Origin of the sequence: Halodesulfovibrio spirochaetisodalis (genome assembly GCF_001672295.1) — a bacterium.
Classification (GTDB): domain Bacteria; phylum Desulfobacterota; class Desulfovibrionia; order Desulfovibrionales; family Desulfovibrionaceae; genus Halodesulfovibrio; species Halodesulfovibrio spirochaetisodalis.
In genome coordinates this window covers 99,584-123,623 of the sequence record NZ_JXMS01000009.1, presented here as the reverse complement: position 1 = coordinate 123,623, position 24,040 = coordinate 99,584, and the positions used below count along the sequence as shown (strand labels likewise).

19 protein-coding genes and 6 tRNA genes are annotated in these 24,040 nt (G+C 46.2%); 12 read left to right on the top strand and 13 right to left on the bottom strand.

Translation table 11 applies throughout. The features are described from left to right. The first annotated feature begins 74 nt into the window (after positions 1-74). Together SP90_RS06965 and SP90_RS06960 are read left to right on the top strand one after the other, a co-directional pair. On the top strand, positions 75-1,199 hold the full coding sequence (locus SP90_RS06965) for a pyridoxal phosphate-dependent aminotransferase (protein WP_066853961.1): 1,125 nt from the start codon (positions 75-77) through the stop codon (positions 1,197-1,199). Positions 1,200-1,499: 300 nt separating this feature from the next. Continuing rightward, a complete protein-coding gene (locus tag SP90_RS06960) occupies positions 1,500-3,362 on the top strand; it encodes a sigma-54 interaction domain-containing protein (RefSeq protein WP_157471215.1) in 1,863 nt (620 codons plus the stop codon). A gap of 97 nt (positions 3,363-3,459) precedes the next feature. Here the strand turns inward: SP90_RS06960 and SP90_RS06955 are convergent, their stop codons facing one another. From SP90_RS06955 to lysS, 13 genes are all read right to left on the bottom strand, one after another. After that, positions 3,460-3,774, bottom strand: a complete 315-nt coding sequence (locus SP90_RS06955; RefSeq protein WP_066853959.1) for a NifB/NifX family molybdenum-iron cluster-binding protein — start codon at positions 3,772-3,774, stop codon at positions 3,460-3,462. Positions 3,775-3,818: 44 nt separating this feature from the next. Beyond that, a complete protein-coding gene (gene thiE, locus SP90_RS06950; protein ID WP_066853957.1) occupies positions 3,819-4,448 on the bottom strand; it encodes a thiamine phosphate synthase in 630 nt (209 codons plus the stop codon). Next, entirely contained in the window at positions 4,448-5,251 is an 804-nt protein-coding gene (gene thiM, locus SP90_RS06945) for a hydroxyethylthiazole kinase (RefSeq protein ID WP_066853955.1), read from the bottom strand. The genes thiE and thiM overlap by 1 nt, the downstream gene beginning before the upstream one ends. 165 nt (positions 5,252-5,416) lie before the next feature. Then, positions 5,417-6,253: an LpxI family protein gene (locus tag SP90_RS06940; RefSeq protein WP_066853953.1), complete on the bottom strand. Its 837-nt coding sequence runs from the start codon at positions 6,251-6,253 to the stop codon at positions 5,417-5,419. An 81-nt stretch (positions 6,254-6,334) separates the two neighbouring features. Further along, a complete protein-coding gene (lpxA, locus tag SP90_RS06935) occupies positions 6,335-7,126 on the bottom strand; it encodes an acyl-ACP--UDP-N-acetylglucosamine O-acyltransferase (protein WP_066853952.1) in 792 nt (263 codons plus the stop codon). Position 7,127: 1 nt separating this feature from the next. Next, positions 7,128-7,592, bottom strand: coding sequence for a 3-hydroxyacyl-ACP dehydratase FabZ (fabZ, locus tag SP90_RS06930; protein ID WP_066853943.1), 465 nt, complete (start codon positions 7,590-7,592; stop codon positions 7,128-7,130). 11 nt (positions 7,593-7,603) lie between these two features. After that, on the bottom strand, positions 7,604-8,614 hold the full coding sequence (gene lpxD / locus SP90_RS06925) for a UDP-3-O-(3-hydroxymyristoyl)glucosamine N-acyltransferase (RefSeq protein ID WP_066853941.1): 1,011 nt from the start codon (positions 8,612-8,614) through the stop codon (positions 7,604-7,606). Positions 8,615-8,629: 15 nt separating this feature from the next. Continuing rightward, the gene (locus tag SP90_RS06920) at positions 8,630-9,193 is read right to left on the bottom strand and encodes an OmpH family outer membrane protein (protein ID WP_066853939.1); all 564 of its coding nucleotides are present in this window, start codon (positions 9,191-9,193) and stop codon (positions 8,630-8,632) included. Between the two features lie 298 nt (positions 9,194-9,491). Beyond that, complete coding sequence (locus tag SP90_RS06915) at positions 9,492-11,144, bottom strand: N-acetylmuramoyl-L-alanine amidase (protein ID WP_231895541.1); 1,653 nt, start codon at positions 11,142-11,144, stop codon at positions 9,492-9,494. A 274-nt stretch (positions 11,145-11,418) separates the two neighbouring features. Then, a complete protein-coding gene (bamA, locus tag SP90_RS06910) occupies positions 11,419-14,106 on the bottom strand; it encodes an outer membrane protein assembly factor BamA (RefSeq protein ID WP_066853935.1) in 2,688 nt (895 codons plus the stop codon). Further along, positions 14,090-14,779, bottom strand: a complete 690-nt coding sequence (locus SP90_RS06905; protein WP_066853933.1) for an ABC transporter ATP-binding protein — start codon at positions 14,777-14,779, stop codon at positions 14,090-14,092. Before SP90_RS06905 ends, bamA begins: the two co-directional genes overlap by 17 nt. Beyond that, positions 14,779-16,005 (bottom strand): lipoprotein-releasing ABC transporter permease subunit, encoded by a 1,227-nt coding sequence (locus tag SP90_RS06900; protein WP_066853931.1) that lies wholly within the window; start codon positions 16,003-16,005, stop codon positions 14,779-14,781. Before SP90_RS06900 ends, SP90_RS06905 begins: the two co-directional genes overlap by 1 nt. A gap of 9 nt (positions 16,006-16,014) precedes the next feature. After that, positions 16,015-17,520, bottom strand: coding sequence for a lysine--tRNA ligase (gene lysS / locus SP90_RS06895; RefSeq protein WP_066854069.1), 1,506 nt, complete (start codon positions 17,518-17,520; stop codon positions 16,015-16,017). A gap of 284 nt (positions 17,521-17,804) precedes the next feature. Between lysS and SP90_RS06890 the strand changes: the two genes are divergently transcribed. From SP90_RS06890 to SP90_RS06845, 10 genes are all read left to right on the top strand, one after another. Continuing rightward, positions 17,805-17,880: transfer RNA gene (locus SP90_RS06890), tRNA-Asn, on the top strand. 307 nt (positions 17,881-18,187) lie between these two features. After that, positions 18,188-18,263, top strand: a tRNA-Asn gene (locus tag SP90_RS06885). A gap of 307 nt (positions 18,264-18,570) precedes the next feature. Further along, positions 18,571-18,646, top strand: a tRNA-Asn gene (locus SP90_RS06880). A 252-nt stretch (positions 18,647-18,898) separates the two neighbouring features. Beyond that, positions 18,899-18,974, top strand: a tRNA-Asn gene (locus SP90_RS06875). A gap of 252 nt (positions 18,975-19,226) precedes the next feature. Continuing rightward, positions 19,227-19,302: transfer RNA gene (locus SP90_RS06870), tRNA-Asn, on the top strand. Positions 19,303-19,492: 190 nt separating this feature from the next. Then, entirely contained in the window at positions 19,493-20,131 is a 639-nt protein-coding gene (locus tag SP90_RS06865) for a hypothetical protein (RefSeq protein ID WP_066853929.1), read from the top strand. 187 nt (positions 20,132-20,318) lie between these two features. Continuing rightward, a tRNA-Asn gene (locus tag SP90_RS06860) sits at positions 20,319-20,394 on the top strand. Between the two features lie 290 nt (positions 20,395-20,684). After that, positions 20,685-21,029, top strand: a complete 345-nt coding sequence (locus tag SP90_RS06855) for an EF-hand domain-containing protein (RefSeq protein WP_066853927.1) — start codon at positions 20,685-20,687, stop codon at positions 21,027-21,029. 164 nt (positions 21,030-21,193) lie between these two features. Further along, positions 21,194-21,838 (top strand): LysE family translocator, encoded by a 645-nt coding sequence (locus tag SP90_RS06850; protein WP_066853925.1) that lies wholly within the window; start codon positions 21,194-21,196, stop codon positions 21,836-21,838. An 87-nt stretch (positions 21,839-21,925) separates the two neighbouring features. After that, on the top strand, positions 21,926-23,899 hold the full coding sequence (locus SP90_RS06845) for a YgiQ family radical SAM protein (RefSeq protein ID WP_066853923.1): 1,974 nt from the start codon (positions 21,926-21,928) through the stop codon (positions 23,897-23,899). Positions 23,900-24,040: the final 141 nt, after the last annotated feature.

Below are 24,040 nucleotides of genomic sequence, written 5' to 3'. Positions count from 1 at the left end.
AAAGTATACCCGCATCACTCGCTGCATCTGCAGCAGCAAGCTACTACCGCAACTACCGGAGCATATTCATAACAATGACAGATTCCGCAACACACAAACAGCAAGGTGCTCACGGGGGTGAGATTTTTCGTATCGCCCGCGAAGCAGGTGCAACACCTGATACTATTGCCGATTTTTCGAGCAATGCGAACTCATTGTGCCAAGACCTCACAGAAGAAATACTCTTTTCAGACCCCCAAGGTGCGTACAGTGACTATAACCATTATCCTGACACCTGGGCTGTCGAATTAACGACTGCCATAGCAGAACATGAAGCGGTATCGCATGACGAAATTATTGTCGGCCATGGATCTACTGAAATAATATTTCTTACATTTCAGCAGATTAAACCGAAGAAAGTGCTTCTTATCGGCCCAATGTTCTCGGAGTACGAAAAAGCATGTGCGGTCTTTGCGCAAGAACACGATGTGCTTACATGCACATCTGATACCAACTTTACCCCTGATCCTGCCGATCTTGCTAAATCCGGCGAATATGACCTTGTAGTGCTATGCTGCCCTAACAACCCTGCAACTGTCACCTATCCTGACATGCAGAAACTTTTACAAGCAATTCACAGCCCATATATACTGATTGACTCAACCTACCGTGAATTCCTGCATGGAACACCGGAGTATGCTGCAACCGAATCCAGCTTGTACAAAAGCTGGTGCAACAGCGGCACATCCCTGATTACCATCCACAGCTTCACAAAGTTTTTTTACTGCACAGGAGTGCGACTTGGCTATGCCGTGAGCGATGCTGACACCATCAGCCATCTTCAGCAGGGAAAAATGCCATGGACAGTTACTGCGTCTGCCCAGAAAGCCGGAATCAAATTTCTTGAAAATATTGCGAACTACAGAGAACGCCTACCTGCACTGTTTGCGTATCGAAAAGAGTTTACAGATGCGGTTCGCTCAACTGACGTCTTTGCGTCAGATGCAATCTTTAACGGAGTGAATTATCTCTTTTGCCGACTGAAGAATCCTGAACTCGGCGCACAGTTTTACGAGTACCTTTTGAACCGTAATATTCTGGTTCGACTTTGCGACAATATTCCGGGAACAGAAAAGGGATTTATCCGCATGCAGGTAAAAACGCCAACAGAGTGGGCACCGCTAATCGCCGCGCTACATGAGTGGGCTGCTACAGTCTAACACTGCCAACAGCATGTGAGGTTTTAGAACGACAAAAGCCCAGTGAGGGGAACACTGGGCTTTTGTCAAAAATGAAGCGACTGAATCATTTCCGTGAAGCGAGGGACCACACGGATTTGACACCGAAAAGAGCGGTATTACCGTTCTTTATTTTTCTATAAGCACATCTCGTGCCAAAAACAGTGTTCACTGCAACAAACCGAATACCAACACTTTTGCATTGACGTGCCCGATTTCTCACGCTACGAAATCTCGTTACTTACGATTTTTCGTAACGAAATAATGGAGCGAGAGAGACTAATGGCTAAAAATGATAACATTTCGCGCAACGAAAATTCTGCACCTGAGAAAAACACATCTGAAGGGCGAGTGTTCAGCACAACCTTTTCCGGCAGAGATGTAACACTCAGCGACTTTCCTGTAACGGATACTACCACAAAAGAATCTTTCCCGCTCCCGTCGGCACAGGATACCGAGTCAGAACAGCCCAAAACAACAGCTAAAAGTTACCGGAGACTTCAGACAAAACTGAATTCTCTCGACATCACGCCCTTTCTGGATCTCATGCTTTCGGTTGCGCATGAGCGTGATCCAGCAAAAATTATTGAGCGAGCCTCCACCGGCTACAAAGGAACCCATGTAACTATGGGGGTTTTCTGGCTGCGCCCTACCCCCAAAATGGCGGACATTGTCGCTCCGCATCCCGCTGCCGACACCATGCTCAAACTAGTAGCATTTTCAGGTATCAAAAAGAATACACCATCTGAATGGCTGCACGCATCAGGCACCTATGACCTTGTTCCTGTGTCAGAGCCGATTTTCGCATCATGTCAGAAAGGTATTCCTTCCTTAGGGTCTTCTCCTGAAGACTGGGATCGTCCTGACTGGGCTGTTAAAGAGGGGTATCACGCGTACTCATCATTCCCCGTTATGTACAATGATGAGTTTCTCGGCGTACTTTCAACCTTCTATGATCGCCCGATGGTCGGGCCATTTGCCCAACTCCATTCTATGCATCAAAAAATGCACAAAATTTTTGCGGACACTGTTGCCCGCGCCCTTGTAAACGCTGTTGCATTTGAAGAAATTCAAAAATTGCGAGGCGAACTGGAGCTCGAAAACGAACTCCTGCGCCGTGCGGTGCAAGAAAAACAACTTGATGACAACCTCATTGGCGACTCTGATTCCCTTGCGCACGTAATGGAGCAAATCGGGGTGGTATCCCCTACGGATGCCAGCGTACTGCTGCTCGGTGAATCAGGAACTGGTAAGGAACTTCTTGCTGGCGCAATCCACAGCCGGTCTACACGAAGTCAGAAAGCCTTTGTACGGGTAAACTGTTCTGCCATTCCCCACGAGCTGTTTGAAAGTGAATTTTTCGGACACGTGAAAGGGTCATTTACAGGTGCAATCCGCGACCGCGTCGGCCGCTTCCAGATGGCGGATGGCGGCACATTGTTCCTTGATGAAGTCGGAGAAATTCCACTTGAACTGCAAGGCAAGCTGCTTCGTGTTCTGCAGGAAGGTACCTTTGAGCCTGTTGGTGATGAACGTTCCAGAAAAGTGGACGTACGCATTGTTGCCGCAACAAACAAAGATCTTACAAAAGAAGTTGCAGCAGGCAAGTTCAGGCAGGATCTCTACTTCCGTTTATCAGTATTCCCCGTCCATGTTCCGCCGCTCCGTGAACGAAAAAATGATATTCCCCTACTGGCTCGTCATTTCATCAACCTTGCCGCAACTCGCATGAATATTACTCCGCCGCGCCTGAAACCACACCATGTGGATAAACTGCAGGAATATGACTGGCCGGGAAACGTGCGAGAGCTGCAAAACGTTGTTGAACGTGCGGTGATCATGTCCCACAGCGGCAGTATGGAGTTCTACATTCATGACAACAGTAATGCTACTCCACCAATTGAAATGAATGTCCATGCATACTCTGCAGCTAAACCAACAGCTACTCCGCCTGCAACGGCTCCTCGTCCGCAGGATATTATTACAGAAGTAGAATGGACTGCCATGCAACGGCTCAATATCCAGCAGGCACTAGAATCCACCAACTGGCGAGTTCAGGGAAATGGCGGTGCAGCCGAACTTCTAGGGATAAAGCCTACAACCCTTCGATCCCGCATGCAGAAACTTGGAATTGAAAAGTCGTAGACATACTGCCAACAAATTTTACGAAAAAAGCGACACACCGCCTATGCGGTATGTCGCTTTTATCGTGTAAATTTATCTTCTCAAACCGTTCCGGTCATCAGGAAGCAGCAAATCTGGCAAGAGCTTCATCTACAGTGCCGTCATATCCGATACCGGAAAAAATCCCGCCTTCACTCAGATAAAAACGTGTTTTTGCCCCCACATCTCCGCAAAGAACTGTGGTGACACCTTCCTGAATAAGCCATTGAGCCACCTTACGCCCTGCCGCTTCAGTATCATCCCTGTATGGATTTTCTATCACCACGCGGTCGTTGCCATTTTCCTCTACAAGAACAAACAGATCGGCACGACCAAAAACTGGTTCGACCATATACGTATTATTCTTTTTTCTCGCTGCAACAGCAATTTTCATACACCCTCTCATACCACGGCAGCTTAAAAAAACTGCCGCACTGTCTAAACAAAGGCTGCACTGCGTAATTCTTCTGCGGCATCTTTTGGTGACAATGCTCCGCAGATAGCAGATACCACTGCAACCCCGTCTGCTCCTGCTGCTATGACATCCGCAGCATTCGCGGTAGTAATTCCCTCAAACCCCACAATCGGCAGGTTTGTCATGCTTCTGGCTTTTTCAATACCGGGAATTTGCCATGGCTTCACATTTCTTGGAATAGAAGGTGTAGAAAATACAGGAGAAATACCAATATAGTCAATATCAAGAGCGTTGGCTTCTTCGATCTGGTCAGGAGTTTCCACAGTAATGCCGACAATTGCCTCACCACCGATAAGTGCACGGACATCCTGTACCCGCATATCCGTCTGTCCTACATGCACACCATCAGCACGCACAGCAAGGGCTATGTCCACACGGTCATTAATGATCAGCGGAATTTCAAGAGGAGAAAGTAACGCACGAAGCTGGCGGGCAACTTCAACAAATGTTCTTGTTTCCATTGTTTTTTCACGCAGCTGAACCATTGTCACCCCACCGCGCACAGCAGCAGCAACAGTTTCTTCCAGCGGCATCATGGTACACCTGCTACTGTCTGTTACCAGATAAAGTGAGAAATCTGCACTCTGTCTCATTACACAACCCTCACTTCGACAAGTCTGTTAATGTCGTTTTCGGTCATTTTATGAAGTGCATCAATAAACTGAACCGCAAATGTGCCCGGTCCGTTTGAAGCAACTTCTGCAAGGCCGCCTGCTGCTGCCATGCATCCCATACCGGAAACAGCCGCAGCAAAACTGTCTTCGCTGATAGCCATGTGCGCACCGCAAATAGCTGTAGCTATACACCCCATACCCGTCACCAGAGCCATATATTCACTACCGCCCCGCACCGTGTACACAGCTTCACCGTCTGTCACCACATCTGTGCAACCGGAAACAGCAACAACACACCGATACTTGCGAGCCAGTGCCAGCGCACTTTTTTCTGCTTCACTGGAGTCATGGCAGGAATCCACCCCGCGGGTAGATGTCCCTGTACCTGCAAGCGCCATAATCTCTGAGGCATTACCACGAACTACAGAAATTCCTCCTTCCTCAAGCAGGGAACGGGCAGTTTCGGTTCGCAACATAGAAGCACCGGCACCTACAGGGTCAAGAATAACAGGCTTATAGTTAGCAGCAGCAATAGAAGCACCCATACGCATACTTTCAATCCACTCAGGACTGAGCGTGCCAATATTCAAGACCAGCGCACCAGAAATTTTAATCAACTCTTCAAGCTCTTCTTTTGCATGCGCCATGATTGGCGATGCACCGGCACTTAGAAGAGCATTGGCAGTTGAATTCATAACAACATAGTTCGTGATACTATGTACCACAGGCGCACTGCCTCTTACTTTATCTATATTGTCCCACACGGTAGCAGCTGAAAACATAGGCACCTTCCTCAATAGCGTTATGTGTCTCTACTTCTAAGTTAGGGTATAGTTTACTCCTAAGCTACCATATTGCAAATAAAAAACGGAACAATCAGTACGCTACGTCAAAATGACGCAATATACTGCTCGTTCCGTCAACGTTCAGGCACAGTTGTCTCAAAGCTACGAAAGGCTGGCCTTAAACTCTTCATCAACGCCAATAATGGCTATGTTATGTTCATTGGCGAGTGCCAGCGCTTCTTCCCTATCAAAAAAGAGAGTCTTATTTGCATAATATACAAGGCAGCTATATTCGCCATCCACAAGGTTCTTAATGGTGTTCAAACCAAGTGCAGGCAAGTCGATACGCTCATCCTGATCAGGCTTAAACAGCTTGATCGCTACGCACCCTTTGCCGCCGAGATCAGCACCGCGTTTAAGCGTTGCATCCGTGCCTTCAAGGCACTCAACTGCAACAACCATATTTTCGCGAACAACAATGCATTGCCCTATGTCCATACGTCCAATCTGTTCACCAATTGGAATTCCGTATGCAAGAGTCTCGCGCAGTTTATCGGTAAGCTTCTTCTTAGTAAGAAGTCCGGCAGGGCCTCGAAGATCCGGCACCAGTTCAGCAGCCTGAACAATCTGAAGACCATCAACTTCCAACTCGTCCAGAACCGCACGAAGCAGAACATCATCACCCTTAGAACGAATTTTAAACAGTAACTTTGCTGCTCGCAGATCAGGACGTACATCCAGTGCTTTGGGCTTATTAATGGCACCTGCAAAACATACGCGGGTTACACCATTTTTTTTGAAAAATTGAATCAGCTTGGAGAGAGCACCAAGGTGGAGCATCTCAAAGATATCGGCTTTGCTCTCGATTGCAGGGTCTGTGTGGCCAACAAAACCGCACATGACAACAGTATAGCCATCCTTGCGGGCTCCATCTGCCACAAGTTCCGGAAATTGTCCGGCTCCTGCTATAATGCCGATTCGTTCCTGTAATGCTGCCATAAGAATATTTGCTCCATAAACTTAAAAAAGAAGGAAGGCACTGCTACCTTCCTTCTTTACATTTCGATCAGACAGTGCAGGTTAATCGCTATGCGCTGCCAAGATACCACGATCGCTTTTGCGAACAAAATCTACAAATTCAAGAACTTCTGTAAAGTTACCGAATTCATATTCCAGCTGTTCCAAAGCCTCTTTACGAGGTGTTGAAGAGTGCCAGATAAGTTTGTACGCATTTTTAAGCGCGCGGATAACTTCGCGTGACGCTTTAAGACGACGAAGTCCAACAAGGTTTGGACCATGAACACCGCCACGGTTACCTGTTGCAAGCATGTACGGTGGTAAATCCTGACCGATACCGGTCATTCCGCCCACAAAAGAATGGTTACCGATGCGAACAAACTGATGCACAGCAGAAAGACCTGCAATAATAGCATGGTCTGCAACATGAACATGCCCCGCAAGAGTTGCGTTGTTGGACATAATAATATTGCTGCCGACAATGCAGTCATGAGCAACATGTGTGTACGCCATCAAAAGGTTATTACTACCGACAACGGTTTCAGAACCGCCGTCTTCTGTACCGCGATGCAAGGTCGCAAATTCACGGATAGTGTTATTATCGCCGATTTTCAACCAGCTGACTTCACCGTGAAATTTAAGATCCTGCGGAACACCACCCACTGCCGCATAGGAGTGGACATGGTTATTCTTCCCCATTTGTGTGTATTGCTTAATGGAAGCAAAAGCGTCGATCTTTGTACCATCACCGATGACAACATCATCTTCGATAACAGCACAAGGGCCGACAATGACACCTTCGCCAAGTTTCGCTTTAGGCGAAACAAAGGCAGAAGGATGAACTTGAGTAGCCACGCTACATATCCTCCTTGTCCATAATAGCGGCTGTCATTTCTGCTTCTGCTGCGAGCACACCGTCAACGTATGCTTTACCTTCCATTTTCCACAATTTCAGCTTGTGACGGAGAAGACGACATTTCAGTTCAAGCTTATCACCAGGGTATACAGGTCTGCGGAAGCGAACCTTTTCCATACCAGTGAAGAGGAACAGTTTGCCTTCGAGCGGCATATCAGTGCTTTTCATAACAAGAAGACCACCAGCCTGAGCAAGTGCTTCCATAATGAGTACACCCGGCATTACCGGCATGTTTGGAAAGTGTCCCTGAAAGAAAGGTTCGTTCATGGTCACATTTTTGTATGCCTCAATAGTCTCGAACGGAGTGTAGTCCGTTACACGGTCAACAAGTAAGAAAGGGTATCTATGTGGAAGCAGATTCAGAATCTGACGGATATCCAGAGTATTCTGTTCGGTGACGGTCATGTTGTGTACCTCTATTTTTTCAACGCTTCGATTTCTTTTTCGAGCTGTTTTACTCGTTTAAACAGGTCAGGAATTTTAGGTGAAAGAGTTGTGTGGCGCATGAAAATCCCCTTTTCCATCGCCGGCATTCCAGCCATTGTTACACCAGCCGGAATGTCTTTCCCAACACCGGTTTTAGGACCAACAGTTGCGCCGTCGCCAATATTCAGGTGACCGGCAATGCCAGCCTGTCCTGCCATAACAACGCCGTTACCAACCTTAGTCGAACCGGAAATACCCACCTGAGAGACAATAAGGCAGTTGCTGCCCATCTCTACATTATGCCCGAGCATAACAAGATTATCAATTTTTGTTGCATCGCCTACTGTTGTTGAACCAAGCACAGCACGATCAATGGTGGTGTTTGCACCAATTTCAACATCGTTACCGATAGTTACGGTACCGATCTGCGGAATTTTCTGTACTCCATATTCTGTAGGAGCAAAGCCAAAACCGTCACCACCAAGCACTACACCTGCATGGATGATGCAGTCATCACCCACAACAGTTTCCGCCATTAGAACGGCGTTAGGGTAAAGAATGCAATCTGAACCTACAATGGAATCTTCCCCGATGTAACAACCCGGGAAAATAACAGTTCCGGAACCGATTGTAGCACGCGGGCCGATAAATGCATGTGGGTACACTGTGACATCATCAGCCAGATTCGCGGTCGGATCGATGTATGCAAGTTCAGAAACGCCTTTCATCTCCCCTTGCGGCTTAGCAAAAATAGCAACGCAACGGGCAAAATCAAAATACGGATTTTCACTGATAAGCGCTCGCTGAACATTCTCCACCTGATCGGCAGTACATACAACAGCACCGGCTTTAGTTTCTGCAAGCTTTGATGCGTACTTGGGATTGGCTAAAAAAGTCAGCTCTGTTTCCTGAGCATCATCAAGAGTGTTTACACCTGTGATTTCAAGATCTTCACCAGCAAACTCAAGGCCAAGATGTTGTGCGATTGTAGAAAGCAGCATGCTTAACCGTATCCCTTATTTTTTCGCTTTGTTAGCTTTTTTCTGTGCAGCTTTTGCTTTTTCAAGTTTTGCACGGTATAAACGGTTAACTACAACCATTACCTGCTTGGTAACATCAACAGGGTTCTTCATGTAAAGAACAGCACCCTGAGCTTTTGCAACGATCATATCGTAGCCATTCTTTTTACCAAACTCACGGGTAGCTTCAAGCATAAGAGCGCTCATGTCACGAAGTGCAGACTGCTCTGCTGCACGTGCACGCTGAACAAACTGCTGCTGACGCTGTGCAAGTCCCATTTCTTCTTTGCTAAGCTCTTCAACTTTTGCTTTTTTTGCATCTTCAGACAGAGCCTGGCTCTGTACACGGAATTCTTTTACTTTTGCATCAAAAGCAACTTTATCTTCTTTAAGCTTTTTATTTTCAGCACCGAAGGTCTGCTGCATAGCTTTAGAAATGGCCAGTGCCGGTTCGGAATCTTTAGCAATCACTCCAAAGTCAACTTCACCATATTTGGCAGCCATTGCTGAAGAAGCGAAAAGGAATGTACAAGCCACAACAGCTAAAAGAATATTACGCATCGAATGCTCCTAAAAATAAATGTCTTTACTTAACAATATGTTAATCAGTTAACCATAAATAGAAACTATCAAATCGATAGAGTGGATAGCTTCATAGCATTCCGCAGTCAAGAAATAGTGCGGTTCTACCGCCCAAACTACAGCTACGGAACTGACGAATAAGGCACAGCATTGGTAAACATAATCAAGCTGTTACCCTGTCATAAACAGCAGCAATGTATCAAAAGCCACTACTACACAAAAACTTCGTACGTTGTCAGTGAGAAATCTACTCACTGTCGTTTTTCTTTTCACACAGCTACATAGCTGCATAGTTCTTTAAATTCCGCCTGTATGTACTCAATGCATTTGCAATTCCGTCTGCAAGCAAGTTCAGATAGGAACTGTTGCGAAGGCGTTTTGCTTCCGTTGCATTTGAACAATATCCTAGTTCAACGAGGATGGACGGCATTTTTGCACCCATAAGTACATAAAACGGCGCACTTCGCACCCCGTTACTCTTGGATTTCCACCCTCTAGCGCGAACAGTCTTCACCATGCTTTTCTGCACCAGCTCTGCAAGAGCTTTGGATTCCTGCATTTTTGAGTTCAACATGAGATCCGTTAAGATAAACTGCAAGTCACTGATACGCTTTTCAGTAATGGCGTTCTCTCGTGCTGCAACACGGCGGGCGCTTTTCGAACGTGCAAGGTTAAGGTAATAGGTTTCAATTCCATGTACATTCCTCTTCTTGTTCGCATTGATATGCAGAGAAACAAACAAATCCACCTTTTGCACGTTCGCTTTTGCAGTACGCTCTTCCAAAGGAATGAATACGTCTGTCGAACGTGTATACAATACGTTGAAACCTTTTGCCTTAAGTTTTTTACCGAGCATTTTCGCTACCTTAAGGACATAATCTTTTTCACGAATCCTGTTTCGTGAAGCACCCGGGTCTTTTCCGCCATGTCCGGCGTCAATCATAACGGTCTTAACCGTCAGCCCCAGCTGCTCAACAAGATCAGGAACCTTGCGAGAAGGTGGAATCGTTCTGGATGCTTTTTTCGGCTTATGCACAGCAACCTTTTTAGACAAATCCACAGGCGGGTGAGACTGCACTCCCCCTTTCGGAGCAGATACATCCACAACAACTCTGTACGGATTTTCCAAAGCGAAAACTGTGTATTTTTGAACGGCCTCAAAATCGAGAACTACGCGGCTGGTAGTCGGAACGGGTTTACCTACTCGAATCATTCTCAAGATACCGTCGTAGATTTTCATATCATCTTTAACGGATGATGCCGGCAGTGTTTTCTCAAGGTCAATATAGAGTCTGAAAGGCAGATTGCGGGACGGGTCAGCATTGAGAAATTTATAACGGTAGTTTGCATCACCGCTCAGGTCGATCACAACACGGGTGTAATCGTTGCTGCTCGTAAAACGAACGCCTTTAAGGGATACGTTTTTAGAAGCAGCGCTACTGCTGGAAGAAACACGGCGAGGTACCGCAGGAGTGGATTTTTTCGCAACGGGACGACTGGCCGAGGCATTATTCGCCTTATCACCGCTTCCCAGTATTTTCCGGTGCAGTGCAACCGCTTCCTGATATTTATCACCAGTTTTATATGTGGTGAGCAACTTATTTAACGTGCGCCTGGCGTTAGTAGCTTGATTCAAGTTGTAATACTGCACTCTGGCTAACCGATAGAGTGCATCATCACTCCATGAATGTCTGGTAAACCGCCTTGCGCACCGATTGTAATAATCGACAGCTGCCTGAAAATCAGAGCTCAAATAGGAACGCTTTGCAAGCTCCTCATTCACCCGCCCCATATAGTATAACACCTTGGGAGCATACGCCCCGTCAGGATTAGCCTGATAAATGGCAAGAAACTTGTCTTCCAGTCGTTTCCAGTTGGAACGATACCGTGCCTGAGTCGAATTTTTAACAAGCGATCTGAATTGATTCAACGCGGTGTTGTAGTCCCGACTAATACTAGCGTAGGAATTGGTAGCTGAGAATAAAAGAAGTAGTAGAAGCAAAGGCAAGCATAACATGCCTTTTTTCCTGATAATTAGCATAGTGTCCCTGGATACTCCGCGCCTAAAAGTTGGAAGTTTAAAAAAAGCAGCCAGTCGCAAATCATTAGTAGGATACGTAAACCTGTCAATGGGTGCAACCCCGACAAATACTTTAGCATAAAAAAAAACGCGGCCCGAAGGCCGCGTTCATACTTGACTGTTTCTAGAAGGACTGCCCCATTGCAAATTCAAAACGAGGCTTCTGTTGTTCGCCGTTTACGTCAGCAAGCGGAATACCGTATGCAAAACGCAGGTCACCCATAGGCGAACGCCAGCGTAATTCAAGACCAGTACTGTAGAGCCACTCTTTGTTGGAAGTGAGCCCAGTACCCTCGTCATCAAAGTTAATACCAATATCAAAGAACGGAACCAGAGTCATACCGAGGTCGTTCTCGAAGTACCATTGGTACTCCAGGTTACCGAATGCCATGCGGGTACCACCGATTTTATCTCCATCGGCCTGACGTACTGCAAAGTCATCATAGTTGTAACCACGGACGCTGTTAATGCCACCAAGCCAGAAGCGTTCTACAATCGGAATATCGTCATAGGAACCACCGTTTGGCAACAACATGCCGCCTTTAACGCGTCCCATCAGAACATGATCGTTATTCAATGCGTAGAACTGGCGTGCTTCACCGATCAACTTGATGAAGTCGTCAGTACCCTGAAGGATTCCACCACCGTAGTTCGCGGTAAAGCTAAATATATTACCGCCAGTAGGACGCTGGAAGTTATCCACCGTATTACGGGAAAGGGAAACGTGCGCTACGCTTGCGTAGCGGGTACCGTCATCAGCCTGCTCTTTAATAAGGCTGGTTGCATCATCGTCTACGCCGGTAATTTTGTATTCATCAAAACGATACCCAGCATACACACGTGACCAGTTACCAATCGGGTAACCAAAACTTACTTTACCACCAACTTTGTTGTAATCGTAGTCAGAGTATTCAGTTTTGGTAATGTATGAATGAGCGCTGAAAGACAAATCACTGTCATACACACTCGGGTTCAAGAAGCTGAGGTCGTAGGAAGTTTTCTTGGAAGAGAAACTTGCTGAGAATGCAGCCTTGTAGCCTTTACCCCACAAGTTATCTTCTCTGAGGGAACCGGAGAAACCGACACCATCATATGAAGACCAACCAACACCAGCCATAATAGAACCGGTATTTTTCTCTTTAACCTTAACTTTAAGATCAACTTCGTCAGGTGAGTTTGTCGGAACAATGCTCACGTTTGCTTCAGAGAAGTACCCGAGGTTATTCAAATTACGGTTACTTTCGCGCAGTTTATCACCATTAAAAAGCTCACCGTCTGTCAAATCCACAGCACGTCGCACAACATTGTCACGAGTACGGGTGTTACCTTCCATAACGACCCTGCGGACATATACTTTATTCTTTTTATCGATTTTGTAGGAAACGTTGGCGATATTGTCCGGCTGACGCTGAATACCAAAATCTACTTCTGCGTAGGCATATCCGTAATTAGCGTACCAGTCGCCAATTTTAGTACTATCTTCACGAAGAACTGTGTAGTTCAAGTACTCTTCTTCAGCTTTCCATTCATCAAGACCAATGATTTCAAGGTACGTTGCATCCGGTTCAATAAGATCACCGGAGAATGTAATAGTACCTAACTTGTATCGCGGCCCCTCAGATACAGGGAACGTAATCACGATTCCGTCCGCTTCGTAGTCAACACGAGGGTTACCTACACGGACATCAAGAAAACCACGGTTCAAGTAGTATGCTGCAATAGCTGCCACGTCACGCTCAAGGAAATCTTCACGCAGAACACCGGTTCCGGTAATCCATGAGAAGATGCCTCGTTCGGACAACGCAAGCGCACTCTTAACGTCATTGGCATCAAGTACTTCAGTGCCTTCAAGAGCAATGTCTTTAATATAAAGCTTCTCGCCCTCTTTAACATTAAACGTCAGAGTAGCGCCGGTGGCGCCACGTTCAATTTTGTAATCGACTTCAGCAAGGTAGTAGCCTTCTTTTCTATAGAGATCACGCACGCGCGCGATATCGTCAGAAAGAAGCTTCTCGTTAAGAACGGCACCTTTTTTTGAACTAATTGCTGCAAGGATATCGTCCTCGTCCACAGCATCAGAGCCTGAAATCACAATGTTATTAATCTTCGGTTTTTCAACAACAGTAATGACAAGTTCATTACCGTCACGTTTTTTATCTACAGAAACTTTCACATCGCTGAAGAAGCCAAGCGCATAAATACGTTTGATTTCTTCGTTGAGCTTTCTACCGTCAAGCGCATCACCCTTTTGGATACGCAGGCGCATAAGCACAACGTCCGGATCAAGAACCTTTGTTCCGCGGACAACAATGTTGGAAATAGACTGTTTGCGCAGCATTTCGTTTGACGCTTGCGCAACAAGTTCATCAACAGCAGGCAGAACATTAATCAGTCCTGTTCTGTTAATGTAAATAGGTTTTGCAGGCTGAAGTCCATAAGCTTCAACCAGACGCGCATCGATAGAAAGCTGTTCACCGACCTGTGTAAAGCTGCCGTACACCGCATAGTCAGCGTTGGACAGCAAAGAGAGGTCACGGACAACAGCAATATTCAATTCCGTAATGGAGTTTTCTGCTAAGAGTTGTTCCAGTTCGTTATCGGGAACGACTGAAAAGTTTTTTGCAGCTAAACGCTCCCTGATCAATTCAGGCAGTCCATCTTCGAGGTAACTCAAGTCTTCTCCTGAGTTAACTGAAAATGGAAGTACAAGCACCCGAATCCCATTCCCCGGCGCAGCATTAGCGCTTACAGCAAGCAGCAGCGTAAGCAACATGAAGACCATGGCAACACATGGTCTAACCTGTTTGGACATATAGTTCTCCAGCTCGCAGTTCAAGGCGGCGACGCATAAGCTCTGATAACTCAGGGTTATGCGTAACAACAACCAACGTCATACCAAGCTCATCATTTAGTCTAAGAAGTAATTCCCCGACTGATTCGCCAGTGCGTTCATCCAGATTTCCTGTGGGTTCGTCTGCAAGCAATACAGAAGGCTGCATGAGTACAGCACGGGCAATAGCAGCCCGCTGTCTCTCACCGCCAGATAATGTTGTCACCTTGTGTTCAAGTCGCCCTCCGAGACCTACTAGCCCTAACATCTCAGCAGCTCTCTCAAAGGCTTCTTTTTTGGCGACTCCCCCAATTATAGCCTGCATTGCCACGTTCTCAATGGTCGAAAATTCCGGTAGCAAGTGATGAAACTGAAATACAAAACCAATCTCATGGTTTCGCACTGCAGCTTTAGCGTCGTCAGTCAGTTCTGCAAGATTACGCCCATTGAAAAGTAATTCGCCCCTTGATGGGATATCAAGGGTTCCCAACAGATGCAAGAGGGTACTTTTTCCTGATCCGGAAGCACCGGTGATTGCCAAGGCCTCTCCGCGCTCTATCACAAGATCAAGATTATTTATAACGGTAAGGAGTTCGGCCGGACCTTCATAGTCCTTCCCCACTCCCCGCAACTCATATAATGGTGCAGAACTCATTATTCATACCTCAACGCATCTGCAGGTTCCAGCTTTGCAGCCTGTTTTGCCGGATACAGCGTGGCAAGAAAACACAGCACCATTGCGGATACGCCAATAATGACCAGATCTGTCCAGTCATGAATAATTGGAAGTTTATCCATTGAGTACACGCCTTTAGGCAATTCTACAAACTGATATTTTTTAAGCAGTTCGCCAACGCCAAGTCCCAGCGCAAACCCGAGTGCAGTACCCACTACACCAATAATGGTGCCCTGCAGCATAAAAATTCTGCGGATCTGCTTTTTGGTTGCCCCCATAGACATAAGTACGGCAATGTCACGGGTTTTTTCCATAACAAGCATCACCAGCGTGGTAATAATGGAGAAAGAACCAACAAGAACAATTAAGGTAAGAATAACGCCCATTGCGGTCTTTTCCAGCTTCAATGCTGCAAACAGGTTCGCATTCATATCCATCCAACTTCTGGAATAGAAAGGATAGCCACCTAATTTTTCAGTAATTTTTTTAGCAACTTTATCCGCGTTGTTCACATCGCTGACAGAGACTTCAATTCCTGTCACTTTGCTGTCATTCCACCCCAGTAATTCACGGGCAGAATTCAATGTTACAAAAGCAAGTGAGGAATCGTACTCCCACATACCTGTTTTATATATACCAACAACTCTAAAATTGCGAACACGCGGGACAAAACCCTGTGATGTTTTTTTACCGGAAGGTGAAAGAAGGTTTATACGCCTGCCGATCCCCACACCGAGACGTTTGGCAAGTTCATTACCGATAATGATACCCGGCAGCCCTTTTCTTTCCAACTCAGGAAAACCGCCATCGATCATATACTTACGAATGGTAAGTACCTTGTCTGCTGACTTGGGTTGAACACCGCGTAAAATTACGCCTTTAACACCTTGGGACGATGAGGCCATGAGTTCCGAGTAAATAAAAGGGGTGACTCCGGTTACACCGGAGACACCCTCAATTTCTTTCGTCAACTCAGCATAACCGGAGATATTTCCGGCTGCACTCATGGTAATTACGTGAGCATTCACGCCCAGAATTTTATCCCTCAAGTCCTCTGTGAAACCGTTCATCACAGCCAGAACTACGATAAGCGAAGCGACTCCGAGGGCAACTCCGAGAACAGAAATTATCGAAATAACCGATATAAAAGACTGTTGACGACGTGCAAACAGATATCGCAGCGCGATGAAGGACTCAAATTTCATAAGCTATGGCTAACTCTCCGGTTTAAGGAGTGGGAAGAGAATTACCTCACGGATTGACGGGGAGTCTGTAAGAAGCATTACAAGACGGTCGATACCGATGCCCTGACCAGCTGCCGGAGGCATACCGTACTCAAGAGCACGCAGGTAATCTTCATCCATGTAATGTGCTTCATCATCACCAGCTTCTTTTTCCGCAACCTGATCAAGGAAACGCAGACGCTGATCAACAGGATCGTTCAGCTCAGAGAATGCGTTACCAAGTTCACGACCAGTCATGAATAATTCATAACGATCAGTAAAACGAGGATCATCTTCGTTTTTACGGGAAAGCGGTGAGATTTCTGTCGGGTAGTTGTAAATAAAGGTCGGCTGTACAAGCTCCTGTTCAACATCAAGGTCAAACAGTTTAGCCTGAAGCTTAGCAAGCTTTTCGCCTTCCATTACTTTTTCCCCGCGACTCTTCAAATGCGCAGCAAGCTTGTCGTAATCTTCGTAAAGCTCTTCGGAATGTCCGCCAATCACTTTTAAAGATTCGAGGAAGCCGATACGACGCCAAGTACCCGGAGTCAGGTCAATTTCTTGTCCCTGATAGGTAATAACAGTAGTACCGCACACTTTCTGTGCAATATGTCCGAAAAGTTCTTCTGTAAGATCCATAAGATCTTCAAAGGTTGCATACGCCCAGTAAAATTCACACATGGTGAACTCAGGGTTATGCTGGGTAGAAACACCTTCGTTACGGAAGTTGCGGTTAATTTCGAAAACTTTTTCAAAACCGCCAACGAGCAGGCGCTTCAAGTACAGTTCCGGCGCAATACGCATGAACATGTCATGTTCCTGCGCATTATGGTAGGTGACAAAAGGACGAGCAGTCGCACCACCTGGAATCGGATGCATCATAGGAGTCTCTACTTCCATGAAGCCGTTATCTTCCATAAATCTGCGGAACTCACGTACAATCGCAGTACGCTTGCGGAAAATTTCGCGGGTCTTAGGCGTTACAATAAGGTCAACGTAGCGTTGACGGTATCGAATCTCAACGTCTTTAAGGCCGTGGTATTTTTCCGGGAGCGGACGAATGGATTTAGTAAGAAGCTGCACGCTCTTACATTCCAAAGTAAGCTCACCTGTTTTAGTGCGGAACAGTGTTCCCACAACACCGACAATATCACCGATGTCAAATTTCTTAAACTTCTGGTACAGTTCTGCACCCAAAGAATCGCGGGCAGCATAACACTGCATCTTGCCGCTATTATCAAGAACGTGGAAAAAGGTAACCTTACCAAAAGAGCGAAGACCGACAATACGGCCAGCACAGGCAAACTCTTTATCAAGAGTTTCCAGCTCTTCTGCATCAAGCCCCTCATATTCTGCACGAATTTGAGAAAAATCATCTTCCTTCTTAAACCCGTTAGGGTACAAGGAAATGCCTGCATCCATTAAGTCGCAGGACTTTGCCACTCTATTCTTCACCACTTCGTTTAACTCATCACGGTCAACAAAGCTCTCCAGCATAGGCATGAAATATTCTGCCTGTGCGGATTTTGTGGGAAGTTTTATTTTTTTACGTTTTGATTGTTCCTGTTCGCTCACGGGATCACTCCGTATAATGAATTCGATCACTGCTGAATTGGGAAGGGTTATGCCAATTACCAGCAATCGTCAAGGAACCCTCTCGTCTCTGAGCATAAAATTATATTTTCTGACTTTTTTTCATTAAAATTGAAAAAAATGTTGACGACACCAGATGTTTTCTCTAAACACTTTTTCGCGCTGAGGGAAACCGCAGCACAACATATTCCTCGATGGCTCAATAGGCAGAGCGGGTGACTGTTAATCACTAGGTTGTAGGTTCAAGTCCTACTCGAGGAGCCAGATTTCAAAAGCCTCTTTCGCAAGAAAGAGGCTTTTTTGTTTTCAAACACAAAAACAACCGGACTTGTGCCGGACAAAATCCTGCTAGCGGCGGAACACTCTCTACTATTTCACAACACACTTATATCATGAGAATTTCACAAAACCTAGCCATTTCTCGCTGCTACCCATCGCATGTTTTCCCAACATTCACAGGATGAACCGGGACATCACAGCTGGCTAAATTCACATGTTTTCCTTTTTTCCACTTGACGCTCATCCACAGACTCCGTATACAGAATTTCTCGCTGAGCAAATCAGCACATATTCCTCGATGGCTCAATAGGCAGAGCGGGTGACTGTTAATCACTAGGTTGTAGGTTCAAGTCCTACTCGAGGAGCCAGATTTCAAAAGCCTCTTTCGCAAGAAAGAGGCTTTTTTGTTTTCAAACACAAAAACAACCGGACTTGTGCCGGACAAAATCCTGCTAGCGGCGGAACACTCTCTACTATTTCACAACACACTTATATCATGAGAATTTCACAAAACCTAGCCATTTCTCGCTGCTACCCATCGCATGTTTTCCCAACATTCACAGGATGAACCGGGACATCACAGCTGGCTAAATTCACATGTTTTCCTTTTTTCCACTTGACGCTCATCCACAGACTCCGTATACAGAATTTCTCGCTGAGCAAATCAGCACATATTCCTCGATGGCTCAATAGGCAGAGCGGGTGACTGTTAATCACTAGGTTGTAGGTTCAAGTCCTACTCGAGGAGCCAGATTTCAAAAGCCTCTTTCATAAGAAAGAGGCTTTTTTTATGCGCAACTCCCCGCCGCAACATTTAATCTCCACCCTCAAGCCATTTGGCTGGCACCTAAAACACTCCATATAATGTTACAACGCTTCAGAGAAGCAGTTCCTGCATCATGATCAGTAAAAAATACTCTTTTTTACTTTTTCTGCTTGACGCTCTACCCACTTTTCCATAAAAGCTTTTCCGCACTGAGGGAAACACCTCAAGCAAACATATTCCTCGATGGCTCAATAGGCAGAGCGGGTGACTGTTAATCACTAGGTTGTAGGTTCAAGTCCTACTCGAGGAGCCAGATTTCAAAAGCCTCTTTCATAAGAAAGAGGCTTTTTTTATGCGCAACTCCCCGCCGCAACATTTAATCTCCACCCTCAAGCCATTTGGCTGGCACCTAAAACACTCCATATAATGTTACAACGCTTCAGAGAAGCAGTTCCTGCATCATGATCAGTAAAAAATACTCTTTTTTACTTTTTCTGCTTGACGCTCTACCCACTTTTCCATAAAAGCTTTTCCGCACTGAGGGAAACACCTCAAGCAAACATATTCCTCGATGGCTCAATAGGCAGAGCGGGTGACTGTTAATCACTAGGTTGTAGGTTCAAGTCCTACTCGAGGAGCCAGATTATAAAAGCCTCTTTCGTAAGAAAGAGGCTTTTTTTATTTATATCTTCCCACCACTTACTAATTCACAAGATCTTAACACCTCATTAACACTTTCCTCAGTACAAGACAGATATCAACGTACTCCTGTTCCAAAGCAATACGTCAAATTGCTCTGGACAACATCAACACATAACAATGAGGAAACACGTGGTATCAAACTCACCTTCACCTGCTGACAACGAACTCAATACTGACAATGCACAATTGCAAACAGCAGCCAGTGGCGACTGGTGCATCTGGATGTATATTTTTTACCCAGTGCTCGTTATGGGTGTTGCCTTCAGCAGTACCCTTCTGGACAATGTTCCTGACACCACGACGTTTATTTTTGGAATAGTTCTACTCAGCATAGATCGTAGAATGCTTTTGCACCGAGGTATCACCCCACCCCACTGGGGCTGGATCATTCTTGGACTGCCGTACTTATGGAAGCGTTGCAATATTCTGAAAAAAAGCAAAACACCTTTCTGGCTTGCCACCATTGTCCTCAGTGTACAAATAACACTTGCCTGTGTTCTTATTCCAATGATGATTGCTGAATACGATTCTGCAAATGAATACCTTCCTGCTATGGCTACGACGCTGTTAAAAGATCCATCTACTCCGGAGCCATATCAGGGAGCCAAATGCATCAGACTCACCGACCTTGATGACTTTTATGAGGGAAAGTTAATTTGTGAGCTTGATAACGGCAAAAAAATACAACTGTTCTTAACCACCCTCAACGACGGGGAATCACACATGACGTGGTCTCCCTACACCCCAAATGGTCTTAGTAAAAAATAATCTGTTATAGAATCAAATAGTTGCACCTGCACCAAAACGTCACAGCAACATACACGCTCTGTTCTGCACACGTCTATCAGCAGGCACATTTTCACTTTTTTCATTTTTATTATATTTTTTTATTGACGAGCACGGTGCAAATCCGTAAACACATTTTCGCGCTGAGGGAAACCGAAGCACACAATATTCCTCGATGGCTCAATAGGCAGAGCGGGTGACTGTTAATCACTAGGTTGTAGGTTCAAGTCCTACTCGAGGAGCCAGATTTCAAAGGCCTCTTTCATATGAAAGAGGCCTTTTCTGTTTTTATACCTGCAAGTCTCTGAACAAAAGCCAGCAGATAGCACACAAGGTGTATAGTTTTTTTACACAGTAGACGCAGCCCTGATTACTGAGTATTCTACCTCCGCTTAGGCTGCATGGCAGAAATCCTTCTGCCCGCTGCTGCATACTCAATCATAACACATGGGTACTGCATGCTGTCTGCAGTACGTCCTGTGCGTGCATAACCTGCGCTGTGTTGTAATAACAACCTGCTGCACAAGGAGAAACTATGAAAAAAATTCTGTTTGCCCTCGCTCTTGTTTGCATTTTTGCCACAGCAGCATCCGCTCAATCTAAATTTGAGAAAATGGATACAAACAATGACTCTGAAGTGAGCTGGGAAGAATTTTCCAAAACCTACCCTTCCATGAAAGAGCTTGCCTTCCAGACTATTGATAAAGACGATTCTAAAGGCATTTCTCAGGAAGAATGGAACGGCTTTATTTCCGGCCACAATACCGGCGGTAAAAAAGGCGGCGGTATGATGGGTGGAAAAATGGGCGGAATGGGTAGCAAGATGGGGGGCAAAAAGCCTTCCGGTGCACCAGAGCTCATCAACCCACCGAAAAAATAACCAGCACACATGCTTACAAAAAAGTCGACGTAACAGTCGACTTTTTTTATATCCCAACACCTGACGATAAATATGTAGCTCCTATAAAAGCTTTTTTACGATATGATGTGGAACTACTTCACTCAATTTTCATGATACGTATTCCCACAGGATGACCATCAGCAATGAGCCTTGCCCTTATTTTCTTTTTCCTCAAAGGTCTGTTAATCGGACTAACCATTGCAGCTCCGGTTGGCCCAGTCGGTATTTTGTGTGTCCACAGGACACTAAAATACGGAAAACTCGTCGGGTTTATTTCAGGGCTCGGTGCTGCTTCTGCTGATCTATTTTACGGAGCAGTCGCAGCCTTCGGGCTTGTTGCGATTACGAATCTAATTACAGAATCCAGCTCAGTAATCAGGCTTGCAGGCGGCTTGTTATTTCTCGCTATTGGCGTCCACATGCTACGCCAGCGCCCTGTGTTTGTGACAGATGCAGAAAATATTACTGAAGAATATGTCAAACCGAGCCTTCTCACTGCCTGCGCCAGTACCTTTATACTCACAGCCATGAATCCGGGAACCATCATCGCTTTTACAGTCATATTTGCCACATTTGGAATAGACGGTGACGCAGGTGCTCCCGGCGCAGTCGCACTTGTACTTGGTGTTTTTCTTGGTTCTGCCATCTGGTGGTGCGGTCTTTCTTTCTTTGCCAATGCCATGCGTAACTACGTAAAAGAACACAGCAGACTCATCAGTAAGGTGTCAGGCACTATCATCATTATTTTCGGCTGTGCCTCACTCGTCAGCCTTCTCATGGACATGTAACCTCTCTCTGCCAAATACCGTGCGGTTATTTAGACCTTACCGGTATTGTCTATTGCCAGACCACTATGCAATCCTTATATTCCGCCCATGACAAAAACATGGAATCATAACTCTGCCCGCCCTGTATTAGGACGCGCCCCGCTTGATCAGCCGGAATTTCTTCCCATGTCCAAAAAGGAAATGGAAAAACTCGGCTGGGACGAGCTTGATATTCTCTTCGTTACCGGTGACTCATATGTTGATCACCCAAGTTTTGCCGCTTCCCTTCTTGGACGCTGGCTTGTAGCGCACGGATACCGTGTAGGTATAGTTGCCCAGCCACGCTGGGACACGCCAGACGATCTGCTCGTTATGGGACGTCCAAGACTCTTTGCTTCTGTCAGTGCAGGTGCAATTGATTCCATGCTCGCGCACTACACAGCATTCCGCAAAAAACGCCATGATGATGCGTATACGCCGGGCGGTAAAGCCGGTTCCCGTCCGAACCGTGCCACCATTGTCTACTCAAACCTTGTACGCAGCGCCTTCCCGCAACTGCCGGTTGTTATTGGCGGCATTGAAGCATCATTGCGCCGCATTACCCATTATGACTTCTGGACAGACAAGCTGCGTCGCTCCATTCTACTGGACAGTAAAGCAGACTGTGTTGTCTACGGCATGGGCGAATATGCCATGCTGCACCTTGCCCATGTGCTCGACCAGTATGGTGAGACTTCCGGCACACCGTTTTCCTACATTGCGCAGGAAGTGCGGGGTATAGCCTACATGGGAAGCCGTGAGGACTTACCGCCGCAGGCAAAAATAGTTGAAATTCCGTCGCACGAAGCTATCGAAGCAGATGCAAAGCAGCTCATGACTGCAACGCTCACGCTTGAGCGCCATGTTCAGGAAGCTGACGGCTGGGCAATCCAGCCTGTGGGCAAACGTGCTGTACTGCTTGCTCCACCTGCGCTTCCACTTTCCGAAGAGGAAATGGATGAATTATACGGATTGCCGTACGCAAAAACACAGCATCCGGCTTATAAAGATACAATCCCCTGCGTCGCTATGATGACTACAAGCATCACGACCCACCGAGGTTGTGGGGGCGGTTGTTCATTCTGCTCACTGGCTTTGCATCAGGGCAGAAGAATTGCTTCCCGAAGCAAAGAATCCATCATGCGTGAAGTTGAATCCCTTACTCACAACCAACGCTTTAACGGCTCCATCAGTGATGTGGGCGGACCTTCCGCAAATATGTGGCAGGCACACTGCAAAGCAAATCCGGAAAAGTGTAAGCGAAAAAGCTGCATGCATCCTAAAGTCTGCTCCCAGTTTGCCGTGAATCAGGCTGAAGGAATCCACCTGCTGCGGGACATCCAGAAGATCAAAGGGATTAAAAATGTACGTGTCGCCAGTGGGGTGCGCTACGACCTTGCACAAAAAGAAGAAACCGCTCTGCGTGCATACACTATGGAATTTACAGGTGGACAGCTTAAAGTTGCACCTGAACATATCTGTGACAGCGTTCTTCACAGCATGCGCAAGCCAGGTCTCGCATCGTTCGAAAATTTCCTCGCGGCATTTAAAAAATACTCTGAACAGGCTGGGAAAGAACAGTATGTTATCCCATACCTTATGAGTGCATTCCCCGGTTGTACTGACAACCACATGCACGAGCTTGGTAACTGGCTCCGTTCCAGAGGCTGGCAGCCGCAGCAGGTGCAATGCTTTATCCCTACTCCGGGAACGGTGGCTACTGCTGCCTACTATGCCGGTATTGATGAAAAAGGAAACAAGATTGCTGTAGCCCGCACAGATGCAGAACGCCTGCGCCAACATCACATCCTCATGCCGAGTGTTGGACGTAAAGGAAGCAAAGCTTCTCGAGGCAATCGCGGGGCCTACGCTGCAAAAGGCTCAGAAAAACAATCTGGTAAAAAAGGCGGTTCCCAGAACCGCAACGGGCAAAGCAAAGGTAAACAGCAGACGAAACGTGGGGGCAGCCAAAAGCCTGCACAGCGTCGCAGCAACACATCAGGACAGGGAAAAACCTCACCGTTTTCCATCAATAACCGCTAGTCCGCAATCATTTCAGATAGCAATCTACCAACGCCACATTTCAGGCGTCGTGTTTAGCTTGATCATACGATAGTAAAAAAGTCAGGCAGATACAGTTTTCATTTTGTATCTGCCTGACTTTTTTATTGATATTTCATTCAG